This is a genomic window from Novosphingobium sp. HR1a (genome assembly GCF_015594425.1).
Classification (GTDB): Bacteria; Pseudomonadota; Alphaproteobacteria; order Sphingomonadales; family Sphingomonadaceae; genus Novosphingobium; species Novosphingobium resinovorum_A.
Genome location: NZ_JABXWS010000025.1, coordinates 77,162 through 102,463, shown reverse-complemented (window position 1 = coordinate 102,463; position 25,302 = coordinate 77,162). Strand labels below are relative to the sequence as shown.

General features: G+C 65.3%; 29 protein-coding genes and 1 other RNA gene. 14 read left to right on the top strand and 16 right to left on the bottom strand.

Annotated elements, in window-relative coordinates; genetic code table 11:
• Positions 1-155: 155 nt before the first annotated feature.
• The 3 genes from HWN72_RS05115 to HWN72_RS05105 all read left to right on the top strand — a co-directional run bounded on the left by HWN72_RS05115 (position 156) and on the right by HWN72_RS05105 (position 3,917).
• Positions 156-1,940, top strand: coding sequence for an ABC-F family ATP-binding cassette domain-containing protein (locus HWN72_RS05115; protein WP_069707527.1), 1,785 nt, complete (start codon positions 156-158; stop codon positions 1,938-1,940).
• A 160-nt stretch (positions 1,941-2,100) separates the two neighbouring features.
• Entirely contained in the window at positions 2,101-2,673 is a 573-nt protein-coding gene (locus HWN72_RS05110) for a helix-turn-helix domain-containing protein (RefSeq protein ID WP_069707526.1), read from the top strand.
• A gap of 23 nt (positions 2,674-2,696) precedes the next feature.
• Positions 2,697-3,917: a glycosyltransferase gene (locus HWN72_RS05105; RefSeq protein WP_069707525.1), complete on the top strand. Its 1,221-nt coding sequence runs from the start codon at positions 2,697-2,699 to the stop codon at positions 3,915-3,917.
• A 43-nt stretch (positions 3,918-3,960) separates the two neighbouring features.
• Here the strand turns inward: HWN72_RS05105 and HWN72_RS05100 are convergent, their stop codons facing one another.
• Positions 3,961-4,719, bottom strand: a complete 759-nt coding sequence (locus HWN72_RS05100) for a glucose 1-dehydrogenase (RefSeq protein ID WP_008830437.1) — start codon at positions 4,717-4,719, stop codon at positions 3,961-3,963.
• 133 nt (positions 4,720-4,852) lie between these two features.
• On the opposite strand from HWN72_RS05100, the gene HWN72_RS05095 reads away from it, so the two are divergent.
• Entirely contained in the window at positions 4,853-5,215 is a 363-nt protein-coding gene (locus tag HWN72_RS05095; RefSeq protein WP_069707524.1) for a putative quinol monooxygenase, read from the top strand.
• A 135-nt stretch (positions 5,216-5,350) separates the two neighbouring features.
• Here the strand turns inward: HWN72_RS05095 and HWN72_RS05090 are convergent, their stop codons facing one another.
• From HWN72_RS05090 to HWN72_RS05080, 3 genes are read right to left on the bottom strand one after another with little or no spacing between them, the layout of a single operon-like run.
• Entirely contained in the window at positions 5,351-5,770 is a 420-nt protein-coding gene (locus tag HWN72_RS05090) for a nuclear transport factor 2 family protein (RefSeq protein ID WP_069707523.1), read from the bottom strand.
• Complete coding sequence (locus HWN72_RS05085) at positions 5,767-7,092, bottom strand: SRPBCC family protein (protein ID WP_069707522.1); 1,326 nt, start codon at positions 7,090-7,092, stop codon at positions 5,767-5,769. Before HWN72_RS05085 ends, HWN72_RS05090 begins: the two co-directional genes overlap by 4 nt.
• A 28-nt stretch (positions 7,093-7,120) precedes the next feature.
• Positions 7,121-7,663, bottom strand: a complete 543-nt coding sequence (locus tag HWN72_RS05080) for a nuclear transport factor 2 family protein (RefSeq protein ID WP_069707521.1) — start codon at positions 7,661-7,663, stop codon at positions 7,121-7,123.
• A gap of 244 nt (positions 7,664-7,907) precedes the next feature.
• On the opposite strand from HWN72_RS05080, the gene HWN72_RS05075 reads away from it, so the two are divergent.
• The 3 genes from HWN72_RS05075 to HWN72_RS05065 all read left to right on the top strand — a co-directional run bounded on the left by HWN72_RS05075 (position 7,908) and on the right by HWN72_RS05065 (position 9,926).
• Entirely contained in the window at positions 7,908-8,615 is a 708-nt protein-coding gene (locus tag HWN72_RS05075; RefSeq protein ID WP_069707520.1) for a TetR/AcrR family transcriptional regulator, read from the top strand.
• A 167-nt stretch (positions 8,616-8,782) separates the two neighbouring features.
• Positions 8,783-9,469 carry an SDR family NAD(P)-dependent oxidoreductase gene (locus tag HWN72_RS05070; RefSeq protein ID WP_211149949.1) on the top strand — a complete coding sequence of 229 codons (687 nt, stop codon included), beginning with the start codon at positions 8,783-8,785 and terminating at the stop codon, positions 9,467-9,469.
• Between the two features lie 13 nt (positions 9,470-9,482).
• Positions 9,483-9,926, top strand: a complete 444-nt coding sequence (locus HWN72_RS05065; protein ID WP_069707518.1) for a nuclear transport factor 2 family protein — start codon at positions 9,483-9,485, stop codon at positions 9,924-9,926.
• A 41-nt stretch (positions 9,927-9,967) separates the two neighbouring features.
• Here the strand turns inward: HWN72_RS05065 and HWN72_RS05060 are convergent, their stop codons facing one another.
• Positions 9,968-10,741, bottom strand: a complete 774-nt coding sequence (locus HWN72_RS05060; RefSeq protein WP_069707517.1) for an SDR family oxidoreductase — start codon at positions 10,739-10,741, stop codon at positions 9,968-9,970.
• Between the two features lie 99 nt (positions 10,742-10,840).
• Between HWN72_RS05060 and HWN72_RS05055 the strand changes: the two genes are divergently transcribed.
• Positions 10,841-11,227, top strand: a complete 387-nt coding sequence (locus HWN72_RS05055) for a helix-turn-helix domain-containing protein (protein ID WP_069707516.1) — start codon at positions 10,841-10,843, stop codon at positions 11,225-11,227.
• A 46-nt stretch (positions 11,228-11,273) separates the two neighbouring features.
• Here HWN72_RS05055 and HWN72_RS05050 read toward each other — a convergent pair whose 3' ends face one another.
• A complete protein-coding gene (locus HWN72_RS05050; RefSeq protein WP_008830426.1) occupies positions 11,274-11,624 on the bottom strand; it encodes a hypothetical protein in 351 nt (116 codons plus the stop codon).
• A gap of 110 nt (positions 11,625-11,734) precedes the next feature.
• Positions 11,735-13,840: a malate synthase G gene (locus HWN72_RS05045; protein WP_211149948.1), complete on the bottom strand. Its 2,106-nt coding sequence runs from the start codon at positions 13,838-13,840 to the stop codon at positions 11,735-11,737.
• Positions 13,841-14,151: 311 nt separating this feature from the next.
• Here HWN72_RS05045 and HWN72_RS05040 point away from each other — a divergent pair, with 311 nt between their 5' ends.
• Positions 14,152-14,427 (top strand): hypothetical protein, encoded by a 276-nt coding sequence (locus HWN72_RS05040; protein ID WP_069709114.1) that lies wholly within the window; start codon positions 14,152-14,154, stop codon positions 14,425-14,427.
• A 3-nt stretch (positions 14,428-14,430) separates the two neighbouring features.
• On the opposite strand, the gene HWN72_RS05035 is transcribed toward HWN72_RS05040, so the two are convergent.
• From HWN72_RS05035 to mscL, 3 genes are all read right to left on the bottom strand, one after another.
• Complete coding sequence (locus HWN72_RS05035) at positions 14,431-14,823, bottom strand: GFA family protein (RefSeq protein ID WP_375154513.1); 393 nt, start codon at positions 14,821-14,823, stop codon at positions 14,431-14,433.
• Positions 14,824-14,833: 10 nt separating this feature from the next.
• Positions 14,834-15,236: a transfer-messenger RNA gene (ssrA, locus tag HWN72_RS05030) on the bottom strand.
• A gap of 156 nt (positions 15,237-15,392) precedes the next feature.
• Complete coding sequence (gene mscL / locus HWN72_RS05025) at positions 15,393-15,857, bottom strand: large conductance mechanosensitive channel protein MscL (protein WP_069707514.1); 465 nt, start codon at positions 15,855-15,857, stop codon at positions 15,393-15,395.
• Positions 15,858-16,057: 200 nt separating this feature from the next.
• On the opposite strand from mscL, the gene HWN72_RS05020 reads away from it, so the two are divergent.
• Genes HWN72_RS05020 through HWN72_RS05000 form a run of 5 tightly spaced genes read left to right on the top strand, consistent with a single transcriptional unit; the run spans position 16,058 to position 18,953 of the window.
• Positions 16,058-16,660 carry a LemA family protein gene (locus HWN72_RS05020; RefSeq protein ID WP_008830421.1) on the top strand — a complete coding sequence of 201 codons (603 nt, stop codon included), beginning with the start codon at positions 16,058-16,060 and terminating at the stop codon, positions 16,658-16,660.
• Positions 16,661-16,664: 4 nt separating this feature from the next.
• Entirely contained in the window at positions 16,665-17,483 is an 819-nt protein-coding gene (locus HWN72_RS05015) for a YgcG family protein (protein ID WP_069707513.1), read from the top strand.
• Between the two features lie 3 nt (positions 17,484-17,486).
• Entirely contained in the window at positions 17,487-18,170 is a 684-nt protein-coding gene (locus HWN72_RS05010) for a TPM domain-containing protein (RefSeq protein ID WP_069707512.1), read from the top strand.
• Positions 18,167-18,715, top strand: coding sequence for an NUDIX hydrolase (locus HWN72_RS05005; protein ID WP_375154512.1), 549 nt, complete (start codon positions 18,167-18,169; stop codon positions 18,713-18,715). Before HWN72_RS05010 ends, HWN72_RS05005 begins: the two co-directional genes overlap by 4 nt.
• 1 nt (position 18,716) lies before the next feature.
• Positions 18,717-18,953 (top strand): hypothetical protein, encoded by a 237-nt coding sequence (locus HWN72_RS05000; protein WP_036522589.1) that lies wholly within the window; start codon positions 18,717-18,719, stop codon positions 18,951-18,953.
• Positions 18,954-19,042: 89 nt separating this feature from the next.
• Here HWN72_RS05000 and mmsB read toward each other — a convergent pair whose 3' ends face one another.
• From mmsB to HWN72_RS04970, 6 genes are all read right to left on the bottom strand, one after another.
• Positions 19,043-19,912: a 3-hydroxyisobutyrate dehydrogenase gene (gene mmsB, locus HWN72_RS04995; RefSeq protein ID WP_069707511.1), complete on the bottom strand. Its 870-nt coding sequence runs from the start codon at positions 19,910-19,912 to the stop codon at positions 19,043-19,045.
• A 123-nt stretch (positions 19,913-20,035) separates the two neighbouring features.
• Complete coding sequence (locus tag HWN72_RS04990) at positions 20,036-20,821, bottom strand: enoyl-CoA hydratase-related protein (protein WP_008830415.1); 786 nt, start codon at positions 20,819-20,821, stop codon at positions 20,036-20,038.
• The gene (locus HWN72_RS04985; protein WP_069707510.1) at positions 20,818-21,861 is read right to left on the bottom strand and encodes an enoyl-CoA hydratase/isomerase family protein; all 1,044 of its coding nucleotides are present in this window, start codon (positions 21,859-21,861) and stop codon (positions 20,818-20,820) included. The genes HWN72_RS04990 and HWN72_RS04985 overlap by 4 nt, the downstream gene beginning before the upstream one ends.
• A 10-nt stretch (positions 21,862-21,871) precedes the next feature.
• The gene (locus tag HWN72_RS04980) at positions 21,872-23,014 is read right to left on the bottom strand and encodes an acyl-CoA dehydrogenase family protein (RefSeq protein ID WP_036522582.1); all 1,143 of its coding nucleotides are present in this window, start codon (positions 23,012-23,014) and stop codon (positions 21,872-21,874) included.
• 46 nt (positions 23,015-23,060) lie between these two features.
• The gene (locus HWN72_RS04975; RefSeq protein WP_069707509.1) at positions 23,061-23,558 is read right to left on the bottom strand and encodes a hypothetical protein; all 498 of its coding nucleotides are present in this window, start codon (positions 23,556-23,558) and stop codon (positions 23,061-23,063) included.
• A gap of 74 nt (positions 23,559-23,632) precedes the next feature.
• A complete protein-coding gene (locus tag HWN72_RS04970; protein WP_069709111.1) occupies positions 23,633-25,057 on the bottom strand; it encodes an aldehyde dehydrogenase family protein in 1,425 nt (474 codons plus the stop codon).
• Positions 25,058-25,302 lie beyond the last annotated feature (245 nt).

Here is a 25,302-nt window from a genome sequence, read left to right as displayed (position 1 = left end):
CGCGCGAGAGGCGGCGGCGCGCGCGCGCGNGNGNGNGNGNGTCGCGTATTCCCCTCCACCACCGACTGCGTCGGCCGTCCCCCTCCCCATCGCTGCGCGACAGGGAGGACTTGCGGTACTTCCCTTCCCCCTCACTCCCCTGTAGGGCGCGGCCCATGGCACTCGCACCGATCCTCAGCTGGGAAAATCTTGGCCTCGTCCAGGGCAATGGTTGGCTCTTTCAGGGCCTCGACATCAACGTGGGGCCGCGCGACCGGCTGGCGCTGATCGGCCGCAACGGCGCCGGGAAAACCACGCTGCTCAAGCTGCTGGCGGGGATCGTCGATGCCGACAAGGGCACCCGCTCGGTGCAGCCGGGCACGCGCGTCGTCACGCTGGAACAGGACCCGTTCTTCACCGGCTACAACACCCTGCTCGACTTCGCGATCCATGGCGACGACGCCCCCGCGCAGCACGAAGTCGAGGCGATCGCCGACCAGCTCGGCATCGACCTTTCGCGCGAGGCCGCCAGCGCATCGGGCGGTGAGCGCCGCCGCGCCGCGCTGTGCCGTGCGCTGGCGATGGAGCCCGACCTGCTGCTGCTCGACGAGCCGACCAACCACCTCGACCTCGCCGCGATCGACTGGCTGGAATCGTGGCTGCAGCGCTACAACGGCGCCTTCGTGGTCATCAGCCACGACCGCACCTTCCTCACCCGCCTGACCAACGCGACGCTGTGGCTCGACCGCGGCGGCCTGCGCCGCAAGGACATCGGCTTCGGCGGCTACGAGGCATGGGAAGAGGAAGTCTACGCCGAGGAAGCGCGCGCCGCGCAGAAGCTCGACGCCAAGCTCAAGATCGAGGCGCACTGGCTGGAACGCGGCGTAACCGCGCGCCGCAAGCGCAATCAGGGCCGTCTGGCGAAGCTGTGGGAAATGCGCGCCACCCGCGCCGCGATGGTCGGCCCGCAGGGCGCGGCCAAGCTGGAAGTCGTCGCCAACGACAGCAAGACCAAGTCGGTGATCGTCGCCGACAAGGTGACCAAGGCCTTCGGAGACCGCACGGTCATCAAGGACTTCTCCCTACGCATCCAGCGCGGCGACCGCATCGGCATCGTCGGCGCCAACGGTTCGGGCAAGACCACGCTGCTCAAGCTGCTGATGGGCGAGATGCAGCCCGATTCCGGCACGATCACGCAGGCCGCCAGCATGGAGCCCACTGTGATCGACCAGCAGCGCAGCCGCATGGAGCCGGAAATGCGTATCCGCGACGTGCTGGCCGAAGGCAGCGACTGGATCGACGTGCGCGGGGTGCGCAAGCACATCCAAGGCTATCTCAAGGACTTCCTGTTCGATCCGGGTCTGGTCGAGGCGAAGGTCGGCACCCTTTCGGGCGGCGAGCGTTCGCGCCTGCTGTTCGCGCGCGAATTCGCCACCACCTCCAGCCTGCTGGTGCTCGACGAGCCGACCAACGATCTCGATCTGGAAACGCTCGACCTGCTGCAGGAAGTGATCTCGGACTACGACGGCACCGTGCTGATCGTCAGCCACGACCGCGACTTCCTCGACCGCACGGTGAACATCACGCTGGGCCTCGACGGCTCGGGCCACATCGACGTGATCGCGGGCGGCTATGCCGACTGGGAAGCCAAGCGCCGTGAGCGCACCGTGGGCGCGGCGAAGAAGGCCAAGGCGGAAACCGCAGCCGCCGCGCCGCAGATGCCCGCCAAGAAGGCCAAGCTGTCCTACAAGGACCAGCGCGACTACGAACTGCTGCCCAAGCGGATCGCGGAACTGGAAGGCCTGATCGCGCGCGACGAGACGGCACTGTCCGACCCGGCGCTCTATACGCGCGACCCGAAGAAGTTCGCCGCGCTGACCGACGCCATCGCCAAGGCACGGACTGAAAAGGATACGGCGGAGGAGCGCTGGCTGGAACTGGCGGAGCAGGTCGAGGGCTGAAACCCACCCCCAACCCCTCCCGCGAGCGGGAGGGGAGCGAGACTTGGCGATTTATCGACTAGTCGCAGCGGGGTGGGCATACCGTGCGCAACGCCCCCTTGCCAAACCCCGCCAATCGGCCGATAGCCCCCTTAAACCAAATCGGTTACAGAGGCTCCGCATGATAAACCGCATCCGCGACATCCGCCGCCAGAAGAACATGACTCTGGCCGACGTGGCGCTGGCCTGCGATCCGCCGACCACCGCGCAGACCATCGGCCGCCTCGAAACCGGCATGCGCAACCTGTCGCTGGTATGGATGAACCGCATCGCCGCCGCGCTGCAGGTGGAGCCGGAAACGCTTCTGCGCTCCGAAGGCGCCGAGCCCGCCCGCCTAGTCGCCACGCTGGGCACTAAAGGCGCCGAGGCGCTGAAGAAGCCGGTCGATGCCGTGCTGCCCAACGATCTCTCCGCCGATGCGCCATGGGTCGTGGTTTCAGTGGACGCCGCCGTCGGCGAATACCGCGAGGGCGACCAGCTGTGGCTGCGCCAGCACCGTCCGGAAGAGGCCACCGACCTGCTCAACCGCGACGTCCTCGCGCCCATGCCGGGCGGACGCTTCGCGTTCGGTCGGCTTATCGAGGGTAGTGCACAAACCGTCACCCTCCTGCCGCCCGCCGCTGGCAAAAGCCCGGTCGCGGTGGAACAACCCGCCTGGCTCGCGGTTGCCGAAATGCTGGTCCGCAAGCTCTGACCCTCGGCCGCCACGGGAAATCCATGCACGTCCTGTCCATCGCCACGCTGTTTCCCAACCCGGTGAAGCCCTCGTTCGGCGTTTTCGTCGGCAACCAGATGCGCGCGGTCGTCGCCAGCGGTCAGGTGGAACTGACGATGGTGAGCCCCATCGGCATCCCGCCCTGGCCACTCTCCACGCGCGAGCCCTACGCGCGGCTGAAGGACATTCCGGAGGTGAGCGACGCGGTGGGCCTCAAGGTCCACTACCCCAAGTTCACCACGTTCCCGAAAGTCGGCGGTGACACCAATCCGGGGCGCATCGCCCGCGCCGTGCTGCCGTTGGTGCGCAAATTGCACAAGGAGAAGCCCTTCGACCTCGTCGATGCGCAGTTCTTCTTCCCGGACGGCCCGGCCGCGGCGATCGTCGCGCGTGAACTGGGCATTCCGCTGACAATCAAGTCGCGCGGGGCGGACATCCATTTCTGGGGCCAGCGCCCGCATGCCCTGAAGCAGATGCTGGAGGCGGCGCACCAGTCCGCCGGGCTGCTCGCGGTCAGTCAGGCGCTGCGCGAGGACATGATCCAGCTCGGCATGCCCGCCGACCGGATCGACATCCACTACACCGGCCTCGACCGCGAGAAGTTCCATCCGATCGAGCGCGGCGCCGCTCGCGCCCTCGTCTCGGCGATGCCGAATCTCGGCATCTGGTCCGAAGGTCCGCTGCTGGTGACGCCCGGTGCGCTGATCCCGCGCAAGGGTCAGGCGCTGGTGATCGAGGCGCTGTGCCGCCTGCCCGAAGCCCGCCTTGCGCTGGCCGGTAGCGGCGAGGACGAGGCACGGCTGAAAGCCCTCGCCCAGCGCCTCGGCGTGGCCGAGCGCGTGCAGTTCCTCGGCCTCGTCGATCACGAACTGCTGCCGCACGTCCTGTGCGCGGCGGACGTGCTGGTACTGCCCTCCGCCAGCGAGGGACTGGCGAACGTGTGGGTGGAGGGCCTCGCCTGCGGCACCCCGATCGTCATTCCCGACATCGGCGGCGCGCGCGAGATTGTCAGCGACGCCAGCGCCGGACGCATCGTCGAACGCACCCCCGACGCCATCGCGGCAGCGGTGGAGGACATCCTCGCCGATCCGCCGACACAGGCGCAAGTAGCCGAACACGTCAGCCGCTTCTCGTGGGGCGTCAATGCCGAGAACATCGTGCACTTCTGGAAGGGCGTGCTGGGGCAGGACGAACCCGCCCCGGAGCTTGAGGAAACCGCCTGACTTTTGCTTCGTCATTGCGAGCGCAGCGAAGCAATGACGGATTTCAGAGCGACGAGCCGCCGTCCAGCACGAACTCCGCGCCGGTGGCGAAGGCGCTCTCGTCGCTGGCGAGGTAGAGGCACAGCGCCGCCACTTCCTCCGGCTTGCCGAGACGGCCGATCGGGTGGCCCGCGACCCATTCGGCGTAGAGCTTTTCGGGCTGGTCGGATTGCGCCAGCACTTTGTCGAGGATCGGCGTGTGGATCACGCCGGGATGCACCGAATTGCAGCGGATGCCGTACTTCTCGTGCGCGTAGTGCAGCGCGATCGACTTGGTCATGTGAGTGACGCCCGCCTTCGCGGCGTTATAGGCGGCCAGATAGTCCCGAGCACGGATGCTCGCCATCGAGGCGATGTTGATGACCGAACCGCCGGTGCGCTTCATCAGCGGAACGACATGCTTGCAGCCAAGGAACGGCCCGGCAAGATCCACGTCGAGTTCATGGCGGAAAGCGTCCAGAGTCAGCGCCTCCACCGAACCGACGGTGGTGATCCCGGCGCAGTTCACAAGCACGTCGAGGCGGCCATGCAGTTCGTCCGCCCGAGCGAAGGCGGTGATCCACTGATCTTCCTGCGTCACGTCGAGAGGGACGAAATGCGCCGCCGCGCCAAGGTCTGCGGCCAGCCGCTCGCCCGCAGCCGCGTCGATATCGGCGACCAGCACCGCTGCGCCCTCGGCCATGTAACGGCGCACGATCGCCTCGCCCAGCCCCGAGGCGGCGCCGGTGACCAGCGCCACTTTGCTTTCGATCCGTCCCGTCATGCCGCTCTCTCCGTTTTTCTTCGGCCACGGACTTGGCCCGCGGCGTCGCTCTCGGCCACCTGTGCAAAGTGAGAGCGGCGCTTCGCCCGGGGCGCCCCTAGCCTTCGCGGCACAACGAAGAGAGGACAATTCCATGCGCATCATCGTGGCCGGCTGGCTGCGCTATGCAGGCGACGAGAGCACCTGCGCCGAGATCATCACCACGGGCCGCGACCACATCCTCGCCGCGCGCGAGGAGAAGGGTTGTCTCGCCTATACGTGGGCGGTCGATCCGATCGATCCCGGCGTGATCCAGGTCTACGAGGAATGGGAGAGCGAGAAAGACCTCCTCCAGCACTTCGCCGACCCGCCTTACGCCGACATGCGCGCGCATCTGGAGCAGTGGGAGATCACCGGGTTCGGCGTGCAGCTTTACGGCGCGGGCATGCCGGAGGCGGTCTATGCGGATGACGGCTGGCCGCGGAAGGAGATTTTCGGGGTAACGCTGGAAGGCTGACACCGGGCAAATGTGCGTCGTCCCGGACTTGATCCGGGACCGCTGGCCGTGAACCACCGAACCATCGGCAGGGTGCTTCGCGGCGAGCACGCATCTAAAGACAGCCAGCGGCCCCGGATCAAGTCCGGGACGACGTCACCCCTCGATCGGGATCAGGAAATCCATCGTGTAGCGCTTGGCCTTCCAGCCCTCGGGCGTGCGCACGACGTCGAAGTAGTAGCGCCCGTTGACGGTGATCCCGCCGCCCGCCTTGTACTTGCCCATGCCGATCACATAGGCGCGGATCGACGCGGTATCGCCGTCGTAGGCGGTGATCGCGAAGTTCGTCAGGTAATGCGCGTGAGCCGCCATCGCCGTGAAGGTGTCCTCGAAGAACTTGCGGATCTCGCCGTGTCCATTGAGGCTGGGAAAACCGATGCCCGACAGGTCGAACACCGCGTCCTCCACGAAGACGGCGCAGATGCCGTTAAGGTCATGCAGGCTGTCGACGGCATGGGCATAGGACACAAGCAGGTCCTGGATCGCCAGACGATCCTCGATGGGGCAGGCGATCATTCTGACGCACCCTTCACGTAATCGTTGAGCAGTTCGTGGAAGCGCTGGATACGCTTTTCCTGACCCGGCAGGATGCAGCCCTTGAACCCGCGGGAGTTCAGGCCCTGTTGCTGGCTGGTGCCGATCGACAGGTCCTGATCGGCCACGTAGCCCACCGAAACGCCGTCGCCGTAAACCGAATGGCGCGCCACCGCGTCATGCTGCAGCGGCAACATGCCGAGCGGGGTGAAGACCTCCTTCATGCCCTCGACCGGCGGATAGAGGCACCAGTGCTGGAACACGCACTTTTCCGGATCGGTCGGGTGCGGCTCGGTGCGCAGGACCTGCAACTGCTCGGGGCTCATGGTGAGCGTCAGGTTGGGGAACAGAGTGCAGTGGAAATAGTCCACCAGCTGCTGGTCGCTCATGTTGTCGTAATTGGTGTAGCCCCGGCCCGGACCGAGGCGGCGCTTCGCCTCGATGATCGCTTCGCGCAGATCACCCGTGCGGCCGTTGTATTCCTCGGGATCGATGCCCCACGCCCGCGCTGCCTCGCCCAGCGGAGCGGGCACTTCGGAGGTGTGGTAATCGACGCGGGTGGTCGCCTGATGGCCCTTCATCCACATCGAGTTGTGGCCCGAGGGGTACATCTCGAACAGGGTGTCGGGCAGGCCGTCGTTGATGAAGGTCGCCAGTTCGGGGTGGATCGTCGGGAGGTGATAGCTCTCGTTGAAGTTGTCGCGGATGATCTTCCAGTTGAAGTCCGCATCGGCCGAGACGTTGAGCACCCGCACCCAGTTCTCGATTCCGTAGCCCTTAAGGCGCTCGGGGAACGGTTCGAGCCATTCGTGCAGCGGGGCGACGTCGTCGTCCATGCACCAGAACACGAACGGGCCCCATGTCTCGCAGCGCAGTTCGGAAAGGTGGACCTTGCCGCAGGGCGTGCCGCCTTCGAAATCGTCGGGGTCCTGCACTTTGGCGAGGGTGCCGTCGAGGTCGAAGGTCCAGTTGTGATAGCCGCAGACGATGCGCGGCACGCTGGCCATCTCGCCCAGCACGAGCCGGTTACCCCGGTGCGGGCAGGAGTTGTAGAACGCCTTGATCGAGTCGTCCTCCTGCTTGACCATGATGACGGATTCTTTGGCGAAGTTGTGGCGGATGATGTCACCCGGCTCCTCCAGTTCCGCCAGCAACCCGCCAAGGTGCCAGACCTTGGGCCAAAGGTTCTTCATCTCGCCGTCCATCCACTCCTTAGTGGTGTAGCGGTCGGCGGTGATGGTATCGCCGCGCACCGGCGGATCGAATTCCTGCGAGTAGCGGGAAACCTTGGTATGGATGTTCATGGCTTCAGGTATCCTGTGGTTATCGCTGTTATCGTTGGCCAGAATTGGACTGGCTGGGATCGGTGCCGGCCCGGCCGCCGCGCGGGGCTTCCGGATTGGCGGCGAAGAAGTCGAGGGTGCCCGGATCGTCCTTGACCCAGTCGGTCACCAACGTGCGGGTGACGATGCGCCATTCGCCGTCGCGGCAGGCATAAGTGTCGAGGTAGCGGCCCGAGATGAACAGGTCGCGCACGCCCCCGTCCTCGCTCGAAACCGAGTGCCACGCCTGGAAGTACCACTCGCCGGTAGCGCCATCCCCGTCGACGGCGATGCGCGACTGGCCGAGCAGGTGGTGCGTGGCGTTCATGTCGGCGAGGAAGCCTTGCGCGAAGGCCACGAATTCGTCGGCGCTGCCCTTCATCAGGCCGCAGTCGACGACGGCGTCGTCATGGAAGGCGCTGCGCTGCAGGTCCGGTTCCAGCCGGTCGAGACCGCGCATGTAGCGCGCCGCCGCATCGGCGATGTCGCGCCGCGCAGCGAGGTCGCGGACTTCAGCCTCGAGGTCGAAGCGGGTGGTCGTCAGAGTGTCCAAGAGGCAGGACTCCGGACAGATTGCTCGCGTGCGCTGGGCATGGCCTTTCACTCTCCCGTTCCCGGACAGGGCGCGTCTGTTTTCTTGCGCGCCTCTGGCCTTGAGTGCGGCCGGCGATAAATAAACCGGCTCAACTGCCGGTTTTTATGCTACGCTCCGGCGCATCTGCTAACCTGCGACTTAGGATAGGTTCGGGCGAACCCGCTGATAGCGCAGGGAAACAAAGGGATACGGGGGAAGGACGATGAAGGCCGAGGCACTGCAGGACCGGATGCTCAACGCGCTCATGCCCGAACTGCATGCCCGCCTGCCGGAGAATGGCGTCCCCGAAAAGTGGCAACAACGCAAGAGCGCGATGATGCGCGAGCGGCTGGTTTCCGGAGCGATCGACTGCCTCGTGGAGAGCGGCTACCCCGGCCTTACCACCGCCGCGGTGGCGAGCGCCAGCGAGGTGTCGCGCGGGACGATGCACCATCACTTCCAGACCAGAATGGAACTCGTGTCCGCCGTCGTCGATCAGGTCGTCTACCACCGGATGCGCACGTTCCTCGCCGACTACTTCGACGCGGTTTCGCGCCGCACCGACGAGCCGATGATCGAACTGGCCTGCGATGCCCACTGGCGCTCGGTCCAGACGCGGGACTATGCGGCATGGCTCGAACTGGCCGTCGCGGCCCGCACCGACGCGGAACTGGCGGCAATCTTCGAACCCGCCGCGCGCCGCTACGACGCCATCTGGGCAAGCGAGATGATCGAGGCCTTCCCGCAATGGCGGGAGGACTGGGACAACCTGAAGCTCGCGCACGACTTCACCAGCGCGGTGCATGCCGGGATGCTCCTGCACAAGCCGATCTTCGACGACACGCGGATCGACCGCCTGCGCCGCTTCGCCGCACGCACGATGCAGAAGCTGAGTGAGGATGCGGCGGGGGCTTCGACAAGCTCAGCCTGAGCGGGATCGGGAACAGAGCCCTACCTCCGCTCACCCTGAGCTTGTCGAAGGGGCGCAGCACCCGCGCTTCTCTCAAAAGTCACAGGTGTCGCTGCGGCGATCCCTCTTCCAGACTTGCTCCCGATAACGAATCCCGAAAACCGGGCATCGAAGGAAAGGATATCCCGATGGCGACAGTGGCAATCACCGGAGCAGCGCGCGGCATCGCGTACGAACTCGTCAAGCAGCATGCCGAGCGCGGCGACCGGGTCTATGCCCTCGCCCGCGATCCCTCGGGCGCGGCCGCGCTCAACGAACTGGCAGCCTCCTCGGACGGCAGGATCACGGTCCACGCGATGGACGTGGGCGACAATGCCTCGGTCGCCTCGGGCGCTGCGGATACCGGCAGCGAACCGGTCGACGTGCTGTACAATGTCGCCGGCGTCACCGGCAAGGCGGAACCGCAGTTTGACGGGATCGACTGGGACGACTTCGACAATTCGATCGAGATCATGCTGAAAGGCCCGCTGCGCGTGCTCAGCGCCTTCCTGCCGCGCCTGCACGACGGTTCGAAGGTCATCAACTTCTCCAGCCAGCTCGGCGCATCGACCTGGCCTTACGGCGGCTACTGGCCTTACGCGGCGGTCAAGGCAGGTCTGAACCGCATGATGCGCTCGGTCGCGTTCGACCTGAAGGAACGCGGCATCGTGGTCGGCGTCATTCACCCCGGCTACGTCGCCACCGACATGAGCGGCCCCGGCGCCGACATCTCCCCGCAGGAAAGCGCGTCCTCGATCATGGCCCTGACGGATGGCTGGGCGATCGAGGAGACCGGCGAATTCTACAAGTGGAACGGCGAAAAGCACGCCTGGTAAGGAGACCCCGACCATGGCATTCACCGGACCGCTGGAGGACCGCATCCTCATCCGCGAATTGCTCGATACTTATGCCCACGCGGTGATGACCCGCGATGCCGAGACATGGGCCTCGACCTGGGCGGAGGATTCGTACTGGGCCTTGCCCGAATTTCCCGACCTTGGCGGCTTCACCGGCAAGGAAACGATCGTTTCCGCCTGGGTGGAATCGATGAAGAACTATGGCCTCGGCGGCAATGCCGCCAAGCCGATGGTCTACGTGGCCCACCCCGGCGAGATCCGCATCGAGGGCGACCGGGCCTCGGCGATCTCCTATACCTCGGAGATCTTCGAGGACCCGGCCTCGGGCAAGACCATGCGCCTTCGCGGCCGCTACGTGGACGAACTTGCGAAAGCGGACGGCCAGTGGCGCTTCACCCGCCGCGAATACACGACCTTCGACGCGCGCGAGGATTGATGCCCCGTCGTCCCGGGGCCAAGCCCGGGACGACGACGGCTTCACAGCCCCAACTGCTCGAACATCTTGCGGGTCATCGCGCTCATGTGAGCCATGACTTGCGCAATGGTGCCCTGCACTTCCGCGAAGCGCAGCGGCTTCACGCGCTCGACCAGCACTTCCTCAGGCGTTGGCTGCTGCGCAAAAAGCGCCATGACCTCGTCGGCGAATTCATCGAGCGGTTGGTAGCCTTCGCGCGTGCTCTGTCCGGGGGTGAGGTCGGTCTGCACGGCGGGAGGAGCAAGTTCGATCACCTCGACGCTACCGCGCAGCATCTCGCGAAGCGACATCGTGTAGCTGTGGATCGCAGCCTTGGTCGCATTGTAGGTCGGTGTGCCCGGCAGCGGCACGAAGGCCAAGCCCGACGTAACGTTGACGATCGTCCCGTCGCCCCTGGCCACGAGATGATCCACCAGCGCGTCGATGAGCCGGATCGGGCCGAGCAGGTTGGTGGTGATCGTCGCCTCGGCGTCCGACAAGTCGCGGGCGCGGTCCAGCCGCTCGTAGCGCATGATGCCGGCATTGTTGACCAGCACGTTGAGCGCCGGGAACTTCTCCAGCACTTCTGCGGCGAACGCAGCTACGCCTGCGGCGCTTTCCACGTCGAGCCTGATCGCATGCATGTTCTCGCGGCCCGCACAGGCGGCTTCCAGCGCGTCAAGGCGACGCCCGGCGACGATCACGGTGTTACCCGCATCGTGGAAGCGCTGCGCCAGCGCCTCGCCGATGCCCGAGCCGCCGCCGGTGATGAGGATGGTGTTTCCGGTGGTCTTCATGGGGACACTCCTTGGTTGACGCCTCCGATCTAGCACTCCACATTCTATCGGAAAGAAGGCACCCAAAAGATTTATACTTACCCGAAAGAGAGTGACCCAATGGCCGCCCGTCCCGCCCCCGACAAGAACTGCGAGCACATCGACCCGCGCGTGGAAGCGCTCGTCACCGAGCTGATCGGGCGTGTAGCGGACAAGTGGACGATGATCCTGCTCGAAGTGCTCGAGGAAAACGGCGTGCAGCGCTTCACCCAATTGGCCCGCGCCGTGCCGGATATCAGCCAGAAGATGCTGACCCAGACGCTGCGCCGCATGGAGAGGGACGGGATGCTGACTCGCACCGTCCATCCCGTAGTCCCGCCGCGAGTGGACTATGCCCTAACCCCGCTGGGCGAGACGCTGTCCGAGGCCTTCTGCGGCGTATGGATGTGGGCGGAAGCGAACCTTGATCGCGTGGAAAGAGCACGCGAGGAATTCGACGCGCGTTAGAGCGGCTCCCGAGTCATCAGGTGATTCCCCCTGCTTAGAAAATGCTCTAATTCAGGAGGCTGCGCAGCAGTTCCATCGCGCTGCGCCGGGCCAGTCGCTCCGGGACGTAGACGACCGGGACGGCCTTTCCCTCGATCAGTTCGGCGACGTCGATGGTTTCCTTGAGCGCGATGCCGCAGCGGTCATGCGCGCGCCAGCGGACCTGTCCCTTGATCACCTGATCGCCGACGACAAGCTCTACCGCGACGCCGCGTGCCGGAGGTGCATCGACCAGCGCCAGCACACCGCGCGAAGAGGCATTGGCCAGCGTCGCCTCGGCAACGCGGCTACCGATGCGGATGTTGGCCTTGATGGCCAGCATCGTGCGCGTTTCCATCCGCTGACGGTGAATGAACATGCCCGCTCCCTGCAAAGAACCGGGTCCGAGTATACGGGATGAATGCCTAAAACGGAGTTAAATCGCCTTTAACATCCCGGCCCGCCTTCACGGCGGGCCGGGAGCGTGGATCACGCCGCCTTCTTCTTAAGGCGCCAGGCATGCAGCAGCGGCTCGGTATAGCCGCTCGGCTGCTCGACGCCCTTGAACACGAGGTCGCAGGCCGCCTGGAAGGCCATGCTGGTGTCCCAGTTGCCCGCCATCGGTTCATAGAGCGAATCGCCCGCATTCTGCGCATCGACCTTGGCGGCCATGCGCTTGAGCGATTCCATGACCTGCTCCTTCGAGCAGACACCGTGCAGCAGCCAGTTCGCCATGTGCTGGCTGGAGATGCGCAGCGTCGCGCGGTCCTCCATCAGCCCGACATCGTTGATGTCCGGCACCTTGGAGCAGCCGACGCCCTGGTCGATCCAGCGCACGACATAGCCGAGCAACCCTTGCGCATTGTTGTCGAGTTCCTCGCGAACCTCTTCCTCGGACCAGTTGGTGCCTTCGGCCAGCGGCACCAACAGTAGCAGGTCGAGCCCGGGAATGTCCTCATTGGCGATGCCTTCGCGCAGGCCGAAGACATCGACCTGGTGATAATGCATCGCGTGGAGTGTCGCAGCGGTCGGCGACGGCACCCAGGCAGTGTTAGCGCCGGTCTTCGGGTGGCCGATCTTCTGCTCCATCATGTCGCGCATCATGTCGGGCGCCGCCCACATCCCCTTGCCGATCTGCGCCACGCCCGAAAGACCATGGCGCAGGCCGATGGCGACGTTGCGCTTCTCGTAGGCCGCGATCCACGCCGAGCCCTTGATCGCGGCCTTGCGGATCATCGGACCCGCATGCATCGAGGTGTGAATCTCGTCGCCGGTGCGGTCGAGGAAGCCGGTGTTGATGAAAACGATACGGTCCTTCACCGCCTCGATGCAGGCACCAAGGTTCGCCGACGTCCGGCGCTCCTCGTCCATGACGCCGACCTTGATGGTGTAGCGCGAGAGGCCCAGCAGGTCCTCCACCGCATCGAACAACGCGTTGGTGAAGGCGCACTCCTCAGGCCCATGCATCTTGGGCTTGACGATGTAGATGCTGCCCTCGCGGCTGTTGCCGTACTTCGTGAGGCCCCGAACGTCCTGCGTCGAGATTGCGCTGGTGATCACCGCGTCCATGACGCCCTCGGGGATTTCCGAGCCATCGGGCAGCAGGATCGCCGGGTTGGTCATGAGGTGACCAACATTGCGCACGAACAGCAGCGAGCGGCCGAACAGCGCCTTCTCGGCCCCATCCGCAAGCGTCACCGTCTTGTCGGCCGCCAGTTCGCGCGTGAGCGTCCGGCCACCTTTTTCGAAGGTGTCGGTCAGGTCGCCCCGGATGATGCCAAGCCAATTGGAATAGCCGGCGATCTTGTCTTCGGCATCGACCGCCGCGACCGAATCCTCGAGATCGACGATGGTGGTCAGCGCGGCTTCGAGGACGATGTCGGCGATGCCAGCCTTGTCCGTGCTGCCGACCTGGCTGGCCGCATCGACGACGACTTCGATGTTGAGGCCGTTGTTGGCGAACAGCAGGCCCTTGGCGGTACGACCGATGAACTGCGACGCGTCGGCGATTTCGACTGTATCGACATCTGCCAGATCAGCCCACGAGCCTGCCTTCAGCGGCACCGCCCGGTCGAGGAACGCCCGACCCGCCGCGATGACTGCGGCGCCGCGCACCGCGTCGTAGCCCGGCCCCTGCGCGGGCGCGGCGTCGAGCGCATCGGTGCCATACCAGGCGTCATAAAGGCTGCCCCAGCGAGCATTGGCGGCGTTCAGCAGAAAGCGCGCGTTGAGCACGGGCACGACCAATTGCGGCCCGGCCATCGTCGCGATTTCGGGATCGACGCCCTGGGTGCCGATGGTGAAGTCGGCCGGTTCGGGCACGAGATAGCCGATCTCGCGCAGGAAGGCCTGATACTCGGCCTGGTCGATCGGCTTGCCCGCACGCGCAAGGTGCCACTCATCGATCCGGGCCTGAAGCGAATCGCGCTTGTCGAGGAGTGCGCGATTGCGCGGCGCAAACTCGGCCACGAGCGACGCGAAGCCCTGCCAGAAGCCGGCAGCATCCTGTCCGATCGGGGGCAGAACCTGCTCCTCCACGAACTTCGCCAGCCCCGCATCGACCTGCAGCCCCGAACGATCAACTCTGTCAGTCATTGCCATCTTCACCCTTTGGCCTCGCAATGGTTTGGAACGCGCACGGGTATCGTGCCACGCTCTCGTCAAATACCAAAACTGCCCTGGGGAAGGATGTGAGCCCTATGGCCGATGCGCGCGGCCTTGGCAACCGCGCCGAAAGTATCGTCATCCATCAGTCGGTTGCGACGCGGGACACCTTTTACGGGCCCGTCCTGATTTATTAATCGTCGGAAACCCTTACATTCAAGGTTTCGTTAAGCACGAGACTCGGCGGGAACGCGCGGTTGGCACGAACGTTGCTGAACTGTGACCAGAACAAAGGGATGAAAATGCTCCGGAAAGTCGGTCGCCTGTTCGTGATCAAGAGCAACTGGGAAGCCTACATGATCATCTACGCCCTCGCGCTGGGCGCGGTGGAGCGTGGCAGTGTGTACCTTACCCGGTTCCCCGGATTCGGTGGCAAGCTCCTGTTCCTGGCTTGCACCGGCGCCGTGTTCATGGCCGGCGCCAAGATACTCGACTGCATCAAGTTCGAGAAGGCCGCGCTGCTTGCGAAGGCACAAGCCTCCTCTCCCGACCATGGGGTCGAGCGAAAGGCCGCGTAACTGTCAGAAATTCGCCCCGTCGATCTTTTTGACCGTCAGCGCGTCAAGGTCGGCGTCCGGCACGCAGCGCAAGTTTATCGCCGCCATCTTCGCGCCGTCGGGCCCCTCTCCTCGCGCAAAGGCCTCAACCCCGCAGGTCGGGCAGAACTGGTGCCCGATCACGTGCCGGTTGAAGCGATACTCGACGAGATCATCCGCCCCGCTCCCGATCGTCAGGGCCTCGTGCGGGACGAAGGCAAGGAGGAATCCCTTGCGGCGGCAATGTGAGCAATTGCAACTCATTGCCTCGGCAGGAATTTCTCCGGAGACCGAGAACGTCACCTTGCCGCAATGGCAGCTGCCTGAAAATGTCATGGCCGAACCATCCTTTCCGTGAAGCGGCCGCAAGCCGGGCATGGAGCGGAGAGGTGGGGCGATTCTGTTGATAGGCTCGCCCCCAGCCCCCGGAATCCGCTTCTGTTACCCGGTGGGTCCAACCGTGTTCTAACTTTGTAACTTCAGGGCGTTAGCCCCTAGAATTACGCCGCGAGAGCAAGTGCTTCGTTGTCGTTGGCACTTATGAGTTTTGAGCCTTGAACGGGTTACTCAGCCCGGAAGAAAACACCGCTTTTCAACACACGTCGATCCTAGTTCGGCCCCGTCATCACCCCTGCGACAACAGGGTTGTTCCCGTATGGAAACGGGTGATGGTGGAGCCGCCGGGTACCGCCCCCGGGTCCGCTGCGTCTATTGCACGGGGCAATTTATCCTCATAGCCGACCGAGGCCGGCAGGAGCCCATATAGGGGCTCCCGCCTGAATGTGAAGTGAAAGTGGATGAGTTGTTTGGGGAATGCCCATGCTGGGCATTCCCGTTGCGGCACCGGCCCACGCCCCCACCCGACCACCCAACGATAGTACCCTAAGGGTGGTCGGGTGGGGGCGTGGGCCGGTGCCGCAAAAATCCGCCTGCGGCGGATTTTCAGATTACTTCTTGCGCAGTTCCTCGAGGATTTCCTTCAGCGCGATCAGTTGCGGATCAACCGGGGCTTCCGGTGCCGGAGCGGCTGCAGCGGCTTCGGCTTCCTGCTTCTTCACCGAATCGATCATCTTGTTGACCGAACGGACCAGCAGGAACAGCACGAAGGCGATAATCAGGAAGTTGACCACCTGGGTGATGAACTCGCCGTAGCCGATCATCGGCACGCCGGCCGCCTTCAGCGCGGCATAGTCGGTAAGGCTGCCCTTGTAGTCCGCCGGTGCGTCGCCCAGCTGGAAGAAATACTTCGAGAAATCGATGCTGCCGAACAGCCAGCCGATTACCGGCATGATCATGTTCTCGTTCAGTGACGACACGATCTTGCCGAAGGCAGCACCGATCATCACACCGACTGCGAGGTCCAGCACGTTGCCGCGTGCAATGAACTTCTTGAATTCGTCTACGATTGCCATGCGCCTGGTTCCCCTTCTGCCGGCCAAATGGAAATAAATCTGAGTGCTGTTTGACACACTCCACCCGGCCCCTCAAACGTTTGTTAACCGACCGGGTTTCCACCGAGCCCGCCCGGCGTCCTTGATCCGCCATCGCGGAGCGCTATCTATCCCGTGGAAGCCGCCGGTTCGCCCGGCGCGCAGTGGAGGAACGAAGTCCGATGACGCTCTTCAACGCCCGCTCGGCAAAGACCGGTCTGGTTCTCGCGGCCGCGCTTTCGCTGTCCGCTTGTGGTTTCAACTCGGTGCCTACCAAGCAGGAGGCTGCCAAGGCCAAATGGGCCGATGTCGAGGCCGCTTTCCAGGAACGCTCGAACCTCGTTCCCAACCTTGCCGCCGTCGCCAAGGGTGCGGCCGAGCAGGAAAAGTCGATCCTCGTCGGCGTGACCGAGGCCCGCGCCAAGGCCACCTCGGTGCAGATCAGCGCCGACGACCTCGGCGACCCGAAGAAGATGGAGCAGTTCCAGCAGGCGCAAGCCAACCTTGGCGCCGGCATCGGCCGCCTGCTCGCCAGCGTGGAAGCCTATCCGGACATCAAGTCCAGCACCAACTACCAGATGCTGCAGAGCCAGCTCGAGGGTCAAGAAAACCGCATCCGCGTCGCCATCCGCGACTACAACGGCGCGGTTCAGGACTACAACACCGAAGTCCGCACTTTCCCCTCGATGATCGGCGCGCGCCTGCGCGGAGCCGATCCGCTGGTGCCCTACAAGGCCGTTACGCCCGGCGCCGAAGCCGCCCCGAGCCTCGAAGGAAAGCTCTGATCCGATGGCCCGCATCCGGGCCGTCTCGCTGGCCGCGCTTCTGTGCCTGCTGGCCCTCGTTTCGGGGGCTGGCAGCGCATGGGCGCAGGCCGCGCAACTGCAGTTCCCCAAACTCACGGGGCGCGTCGTCGATGCCGCGAACATCATCCCCGACGCCGAGGAAGCGCAACTGACGCAAAAGCTGGAGGCGCTGGAGAAGCAGTCGCACCGCCAGCTGGTGGTGGCGACGATCCCTTCGCTCAATGGCTACGAGATTTCCGACTACGGCTACCAACTCGGCCGCGCCTGGGGGATCGGGCAGAAGGGTGACAACAACGGCGCCATCCTCATCGTCGCACCCAACGAGCGCAAGGTGCGCATCGAGGTCGGCTACGGCCTCGAAGGCACACTGACCGACGGGATGAGCTTCCTCATCATCAACCAGCAGATCCTCCCCCGCTTCAAGGCCAACGATTACCCCGGCGGGATCGAGGCAGGCACCGACGCCATCATCAGGCAACTGACCCTGCCCCCCGAAGAGGCGCAGAAGATCGCCGCCCAGGCCGACAAGGCGCGCGCCGATCAGGGCGACGACATCTCGCCCGGCACGGTCATCTTCATCCTCTTCGTGATCTTCTTCTTCGTCCTGCCGATCATGCGCGCGGCCAGCCGCGGCGGACGGCGCAGCCGCTACGGCAGCATCGACACACCGATCATCTGGTTCCCCACCAATTCCGGCGGTAGCAGTTGGGGTGGCGGCGGTGGCTGGGGCGGCGGAGACGGCGGCGGCTTCTCCGGAGGCGGCGGCGATTTCGGCGGCGGCGGCGCGAGCGGGGACTGGTAGGCCATGGCAAGACCCAAATACCTCACCCCCGAGGACCACGAGCGCATCCGCGCCGCGGTGGCCGAGGCCGAACTGCTCAGTTCAGGCGAGATCGTCACGATGCTGACCGACCGATCGGACGGCTACACCGACGTCGCGCTGGCGTGGTCGGCCTTCGTGGCGTTCCTGGCCCTCTCCGCGCTGGCGATCGCGCCTGATTTCTACATGGGTCTCTACGACGCACTGATCGCCGACTGGGGCCATGAGTGGTCGCCCGGAATGATCCTCTCGCTGGCGCTGGGCGTGGCGACGATCAAGTTCGCGGGGATGACGCTGCTGCAGCTGTGGCAGCCGCTCAAGTTCTTCCTGATCCCGGCGCCCATCCGCACCACCCGCGTCCACGGCCAGGCCACCCGCGCCTTCCGCATGAGCGCGGAGCGGCGCACCACCGGGCGCACCGGCATCCTCATCTACATCTCGATGCGCGAACACCGCGTCGAGATCCTCGCCGACGAGGCCATCGCCAGCAAAGTAGAGCCCGGCACCTGGGCCGACGCCATCGCCGCGATGCTGGGCGAACTGCGCGAGGGCCGCACCGCCGACGCCATGATCGCCGGCGTCGCCAAAGTCGGCGCGATCCTCTCCTTGCACGTCCCGCGCCTGCCGGACGACGTCAACGAACTGCCCGACGGAACCATCGAATTATGAGCATGCCGGATCATTACGATGCCGATCACCCCGTCGAGACGATGTGGGAAGGCCGCTTCATCACCGTGAAGAAGAAGGGCCGCTGGGAATACGTCGGCCGCGCGCGCGGCATCCGCGCGGCGGTGATCCTGGCGATCGACCCGGAAGACCACGTCATCCTCGTCGACCAGTACCGCGTGCCGCTCGGCAAGCGCTGCATCGAACTGCCCGCAGGGCTCGTCGGCGACGATGACGATAAGGCCGATGAGCACGCCGCCACCGCCGCCGCGCGCGAACTGGAGGAGGAAACCGGCTACCACGCAGGCCGCATCGAGAACCTCGGCGAGTTCTACTCTTCGCCCGGCATGGTCTCCGAAAGCTTCACGCTGTTCCGCGCGCACGATCTGGTGAAGGTCGGCGAAGGCGGCGGCGTCGACAGCGAGGACATCGTGGTGCACCGCGTGCCGCGTTCGGGGCTTGCACAGGCGCTCGAAACGTGGCGCGGCGAGGGATACGCGATCGACGTGAAGATGCTCACGCTGCTCGGCCCGTCCATCCTCGGCTGACATGCGCACCAACCCCGGCGTCTGCCAGCGCAAGGCGCGCTACGCCAGCGAAGCCGAGGCGCTGGAAGTCGCCGCGCGGGCACCCTTCCCGCTGCGTCCGTACAAGTGCGGGCTGTGCCGCAGGTATCACCTGACCAGCCGGACCAAGGGCATGAAGCTGCCGAAGTTCGAACTGGAGAGGCGATCGAGTAATTCCTCCCCGAGCTTGTCTCGGGGAGGTGGCAGCCCGGAGGGCTGACGGAGGGGGAATTTCCGGAACTCGCGCCCTCCACCACCCGCTGCGCGGGCGGTTTCCCTGCCCGAGACAAGCTCGGGGAAGAATTTTACTTACAGCGTCGTGAAGATCGCGCCGAAGTCCTTGCCGCCGTTGCCGGCCTCGACGAAGGCTTCGTAGATCTTCGTCGCGTGCTCGCCCATCGGCACGGTGGCGCCCGCCGTCTCAGCGCCGCCCATGGCGAGACGCAGATCCTTAAGCATCAGCGCCGAGGCGAAACCGCCCGCATAGCCATTGTCCGCCGGGCTGGCCGCGCCGACGCCCGGTGCCGGGGTATAGTCGTTGAGCGACCAGCAGTAGCCGGTGGACTTCGAGCTGATCTCGTAGAACTTCTGCGGATCGAGGCCCGCCTTCTCGGCCAGCGCCAGCGCCTCGCAGGTGCCGATCATGTGGACCGCGAGCAGCATGTTGTTGCACATCTTGGCAACCTGCCCCGCGCCGCTCTCGCCCGCGAGAATGACGGCTTTGGCCATCGGTTCGAGCACGACTTTCGCCTTCTCGAACGTGGGTGCCGGACCGCCCACCATGAAAGTAAGCGTGCCGCCGTTGGCCGCCGCGATGCCGCCCGAGACCGGGGCATCGACCATCTCGTAGCCCGCCGCCGTCGCCAGCTCGGCCACTTCGCGCGCCGTGGCGAGGTCGATGGTCGAGCAGTCCAGGAACAGCGCGCCCGCCGGGGCCTTGCCGATCACGTCGGCAGTGTAGACCGCCTTCACGATGCCGCCGTTGGGCAGCATCGTGACGACGGCTTCGGCGTCCTTCACCGCGTCGGGGACGGCGGTATAGGTGGCGCAGCCGTTCTCGGCCGCCTTGGCCAGCGCGTCGGCGGACAAGTCGAAGGCGTGGACTTCGTGGCCCGCCTTGACGAGGTTTGCGGCCATGCCGCCGCCCATATTGCCCAGGCCGATGAATGCGATCTTCATGGAATATCTCCCCTCCCGCTTGCGGGAGGGGCCGGGGGTGGGCCTTCTCCCGAAACTAATGGTGGACCTGTCTAAATCAGGCCCACCCCTGCCCCCTCCCGCAAGCGGGAGGGGAATGCGACGTTACTTGCCCTTCCACACCCCGGGGCGCTTCTCGACGAAGGCGGCCATGCCTTCGGCCTTGTCCTCGGTCGCGGTGAGCACCTGGAACATGCGGCGCTCCAGCACGAGGCCGGTGTCGAGCGTGGTCTCGAAGGCGAGGTTGACCATTTCCTTGTTCATGGTCGCGGCGAGCGGCGGCATCGCGGCGATCGTCGCGGCCGACTTCAGCGCCGTCTCCAGCAGGTCGGCGAGCGGTACGACTTGGCTGACGAGACCCGAGCGCTCCGCCTCCGCAGCATCCATCATGCGGCCGGTGAGGCACATGTCCATGGCCTTCGACTTGCCGACGGCGCGGGTCAGGCGCTGCGAGCCGCCCATGCCCGGCGCGACGCCGAGCTTGATCTCGGGCTGGCCGAACTTCGCGTTTTCCGAGGCGATGATGAAGTCCGCCATCATCGCCAGTTCGCATCCGCCACCCAGCGCGAAACCGTTGACGGCCGCGATCCAGGGCTTGCGGGTGGTCTTGACGATCTGGCTGGTCCAGCCAGCGAAGAAGTCCTCCGAATAGAACTCGGCGCTGGGCTTGTCCGACATCTCCTTGATGTCGGCGCCAGCCGCGAAGGCCTTCTCGCCCGAACCGGTGATGACCGCGCAGCCCTGCGACGGGTCTGCCTCGAAGGCGGCGAAGGCCGCGATCAGATCGGCCAGAACCTTCGAATTCAGCGCGTTGAGTGCCTGCGGACGGTTGAGCGTGATGAGCGTGACGCCGCCCTTCTGCTCGACCAGGATCGTTTCGTACGTGCTCATAGGGGCTTCCATTCCTCTTCGGGGGAAAGGGGCGCGAAGATCGCGTCCAGCATCTCTTCGGTCACGCCTTCGGGCGTAGCCGGGTTCCATTGCGGATTCTGGTCCTTGTCGACGATGACCGCGCGCACCCCTTCCGCAAAGTCCGGCAGGACCAGCACGCGGGCGCCGAGGCGGTATTCCATGGCCATGTTCTGCGCGAACGTCTCCAGCCCCAGCGAGGCTTCGAGCTGGCGCAGCGAGACCTTGCAGGCCTGCGGGCTCTTGGTGCGCAGGCTCGCGAGTTCCTTCACCGCCCATTCGCCGCCATCGCTTTCCAGCGAGGCCAGCACCTGTTCCAGCGTGTCGAAGACGAAGTGCTTGCGGATCGCACCGGCGTTGGCGGCGACCTTGGGTTCCGGCGCCTTGACCGAGAGCGCGGCGAGGACGCCGCCGATCTCGTCGCCCGCAGCGATCCGGCTCTTGGCCTCGGCCAGCGCTTCGGAGGGAAGGTAATGGGTGGAAAGGCCAGCCCAAAGGCATTCCGCGCCGTCGAAGCGCGCGCCGGTCAGCGCCAGGAACTGGCCAACGCGACCATCTAGGCGCGAGAGATACCAGCCGCCGCCGACGTCGGGGAACAGGCCGATACCGGTTTCGGGCATGGCGTAGCGGGTGTTCTCGGTCGCCACGCGGTACTTCGCGGGCTGCGAGATGCCGACGCCGCCGCCCATGGTGATGCCGTCCATGAAGGCGACGATCGGCTTGTCGTACGTGAACAGCTGGTGGTTGAGGCGGTATTCCTCGAAGAAGAACCTGCGTCCCTCCACGCCGCCGTCGTTAAGCGCGGAATGGCGCAGCAGGTTGATGTCGCCGCCCGAGCAGAACCCGCGCCCTTCGGCGTGGTCGATCAGCACGACTTCCACCGCGTCGTCGGTGGCCCACGCGGTCAGCTGCGCGCTCATCGCCTCGCACATGGTGAGCGTCAGCGCATGGATTGCCTTGGGGCGGTTGAGCGATATGACGCCTGCGACGCCTTCGCGCCGGAACAGCACTTCGTCAGTCATGAAGGCCCCCTTACTTGACCAGTTCGCGGCCGACGATCATGCGCATGACCTCGTTGGTGCCTTCGAGGATGCGATGGACGCGCAAGTCGCGCCAGAAGCGCTCGATCGGATAGTCCTTGAGGTAGCCGTAGCCGCCGAAGATCTGCAGCGCGCGGTCCACCACCGAGGAGCCGGTGTCGGTGGCGATCAGCTTGGCCATGGCGGAGAAGCGCGTCTTGTCGGGCGCTCCCGCCGTCACCTTGGCGGCGGCGAGGTAGAGCAGCGCGCGGGCGGCCTCCAGTTCGGCGGCCATGTCGGCGAGGCGGAACTGGGTGTTCTGGAACTCGGCGATCGGCTGGTCGAACTGCTTGCGGTCCTTGGCATACTGCACCGCCTCGTCGAGGCAGCGCTGCGCTCCGCCGAGCGAGCAGGCGCCGATGTTGAGGCGGCCGCCGTCGAGGCCCGCCATCGCGAACTTGAAGCCGTCACCCTCGGCGCCGACGCGGTTCTCGGCCGGGATGCGCGCGTCTTCGAAGACGACCTGCGCGGTGGGCGAGCTGTTCCACCCCAGCTTCTTCTCCGGCGCACCGAAGCTGACGCCGGGGGTGTCCTTGTCGACCACGAAGCAGGAGATGCCGCGCGACTTGTGCTCGCCGGTGCGGGCCATGACGACGTAGACGTCGTTGACGCCGCCGCCCGAGATGAACTGCTTGGTGCCGTTGAGGACGTAGTGGTCGCCATCCAGCCGCGCCGTCGTCTTGAGCGCCGCCGCGTCCGATCCCGAGCCGGGTTCGGTCAGGCAGTAGGACGCGATCTTCTCCATCGACACGAGGTCTGGCAGGTAGCGGTCCTTGAGCTGCTGGTCGCCGAATTTGTCGATCATCCACGCGCCCATGTTGTGGATCGAGATATAGGCGCTGGTCGCCGGGCAGCCGTAGGACATGGCCTCCATGATGAGCGCCGCGTCGAGACGGCCAAGGCCGATGCCGCCGCTTTCCTCGGACACGTAGATCGCGCCGAAGCCCAGTTCGCCCGCGGCCTTCCAGACGTCGACGGGATAGTGATGCTGCTCGTCCCACTCCGCCGCGAAGGGGGTGATCCGGTCGGCGGTGAACCGCTGCGCCGTTTCCTGGATCGCGAGCTGGTCTTCGGTGAGGCCAAACTGTTCGGTCATCGTGATTCCTGTTTGGCCATGGGGCCCTGTTTCGTCATGGGCGCTGTCAACCGCAGCGGGTGTATGTGAGCGGTCCCGGCATCGCGTCCTTGCCGTAGTCCCGCCGGATCATCATCTTGCCGTCCTCAGCCACGTCGAGCACGACGTCGTTGGTCCAGCTCTGGCCTTCGCCGGTGTAGTCGAAGGTGCCCCGGATGCGGCTTTCGCCGGCTTCCTTGATTTCGCCCAGCTTCGCCACCGACTCGTAGAACTTGAGCTGGTCGGCCGAGACTTCGAGCAGGCCCTTCGCATCGCCCTTCGTACTGGTGCAGTCGGCCGGGACGAGGCCCCAGCGGCCGCGGATCGTCTCGGGGATTTCCGATGCGCTCGCGCCGCCGCCGGCATCGAGCCCCGCTTCGCTCGCCTCGACCGGGGCGGGCGATTCCTGGAACACTTCCTCGGTCTCGGTCGGCGCCGCCGAGGTGGCGGGCGTCGCGGGCTCTTTCGAGCAGGCACCCAGCGCCAGCGCGGCGGTCAAGGCGAGAAAGGGAAGCGTGCGGGTCATCGGTCATCTCCATCCACGGAACCGGATAAAAGGTGTGGAACGCTCCACCCCTCTACCCGGTTGCCGCACGAAGATCAGCCCACCAGTGCGATGATATCCTTGCCGAACAGCGCTTCGTCCGACGGGATCACCTTGTGCTGCGCCAGCGGCTTCGACACCCAGGTCTCGTTGATGAGATCGCGCCACGTCACGTTGTTGTTGGTGCCGTTGCCGCCCCACGAACCGCAGCCCAGCGAGAAGGTCTGGCGCATGCCGTTCCACACGTTGCCCGAGTTCGAGGCCGACTGCGGCTGGTTCACCATCACGCGGCTGGTCTTGGTGCCCTCGGCCAACTTCATGATGTTGGCGTCGCTCTGCGAATAGATGCCGCAGGAATGGCCCTGGCCCTGGTAGCCCTGGATGGCGTTGGTCAGGCGGATCGCCTCGTCGATGTCCTTCGCGCGGTAGAGCGCCATGGTGACGGTCATCTTCTCGCCCGAGAACTTGTAGTCCGGGCCGTAGCCGGTTTCGGGCACGATGAAGAAGGCAGTGCCTTCGGGGATCGCGAAGCCGGCATAATCGGCGATGAACTTGGCCGACTGGGCGACGACTTTGGCGTTGATGTGCTCGCCGTCTTCCCAGATCGCGTTCTGCAGCTTGGTCTTATTCTCACCCTCGATGATGAAGCCGCCCTTGGCCTTCAGCTTTTCGAGCATGGTGTCGTAGATCGCGTCTAGCAGGATCACCGCGTTGTCCGACGAGCACGAAGCGGCATAGTCCAGCGTCTTCGACAGCAGGATCTTGGCGGCGGCGTCATCGAGGTCGGCGGTGTCGTCGACGGTGATGACCGCGTTGCCCACGCCCACGCCCAGCGCCGGGGTGCCCGATGAATAGGCCGCCTTCACCATCGGCGTGCCGCCGGTGGCGAGGATGCGGTCGCACTGCTTCATGACTTCGTTGGTCTTTTCGACCGAGGGCTGCTCGATCGGGATCACGAGGTCGGCGGGCGCGCCCATCTTGACCAGTGCATCGCGCATCAGGTTGCAGATCTTGGCGTTGATGAACTTCGCGCGTGGGTGCGGGCAGATGATGATCGAGTTCCGGCCCTTGACCGCGCTGATCGCCTTGATGACCGGGGTAGCCTCAGGGTTGGTCGAGGGCGACAGCGCACCGATCACGCCGACGGGCTTGGCCAGCTTGACGATGTTCCGCTCGGGGATCTCGTCGATCACGCCGACCGACTTGTCGTCGATGATGTCGTAGAGGGTGGCGCGGGTCTTGACCGAAATCTTCTTGAACTTGCCCTCGTAGTTGCCGAGCTGGGTTTCCTCGACGGTCTCACGGGCGATTTCCTCGTCCATGCCGGGCTTGCACACGGCGTAAACCATGCCGCGGATCCAAGTGTCGACCTGCTCCTGCGTGGCGTTTTCGATCTGCGCCTGCGCGGCGCGCGAACGGGCGACCAGTTCGGCGACTTCGGCGGCGACGGGGGTTTCGGCGATCAGTTCGGCAGTGGCCATGTCCATCTTCCCTTAAAATTTGCGCGCAGGTGTCCGGCGAGGCCCCGCGTTTCGCTGGCATCCGGATCGTCCCTCGCCTTCACGAGTAGGCGATCCGCCACACACTCCTCACCTGCACCTTTGAGCAGGGCGAAGCAAGTTTAATTAATCGCGCGATTAAAACGCCGGGTTGCAAAAACAGCATCTGAGGACGCGGTTCGTGCAATGATCGCCCGCCGGACGATTTCGCCATGAATACCGGTGCC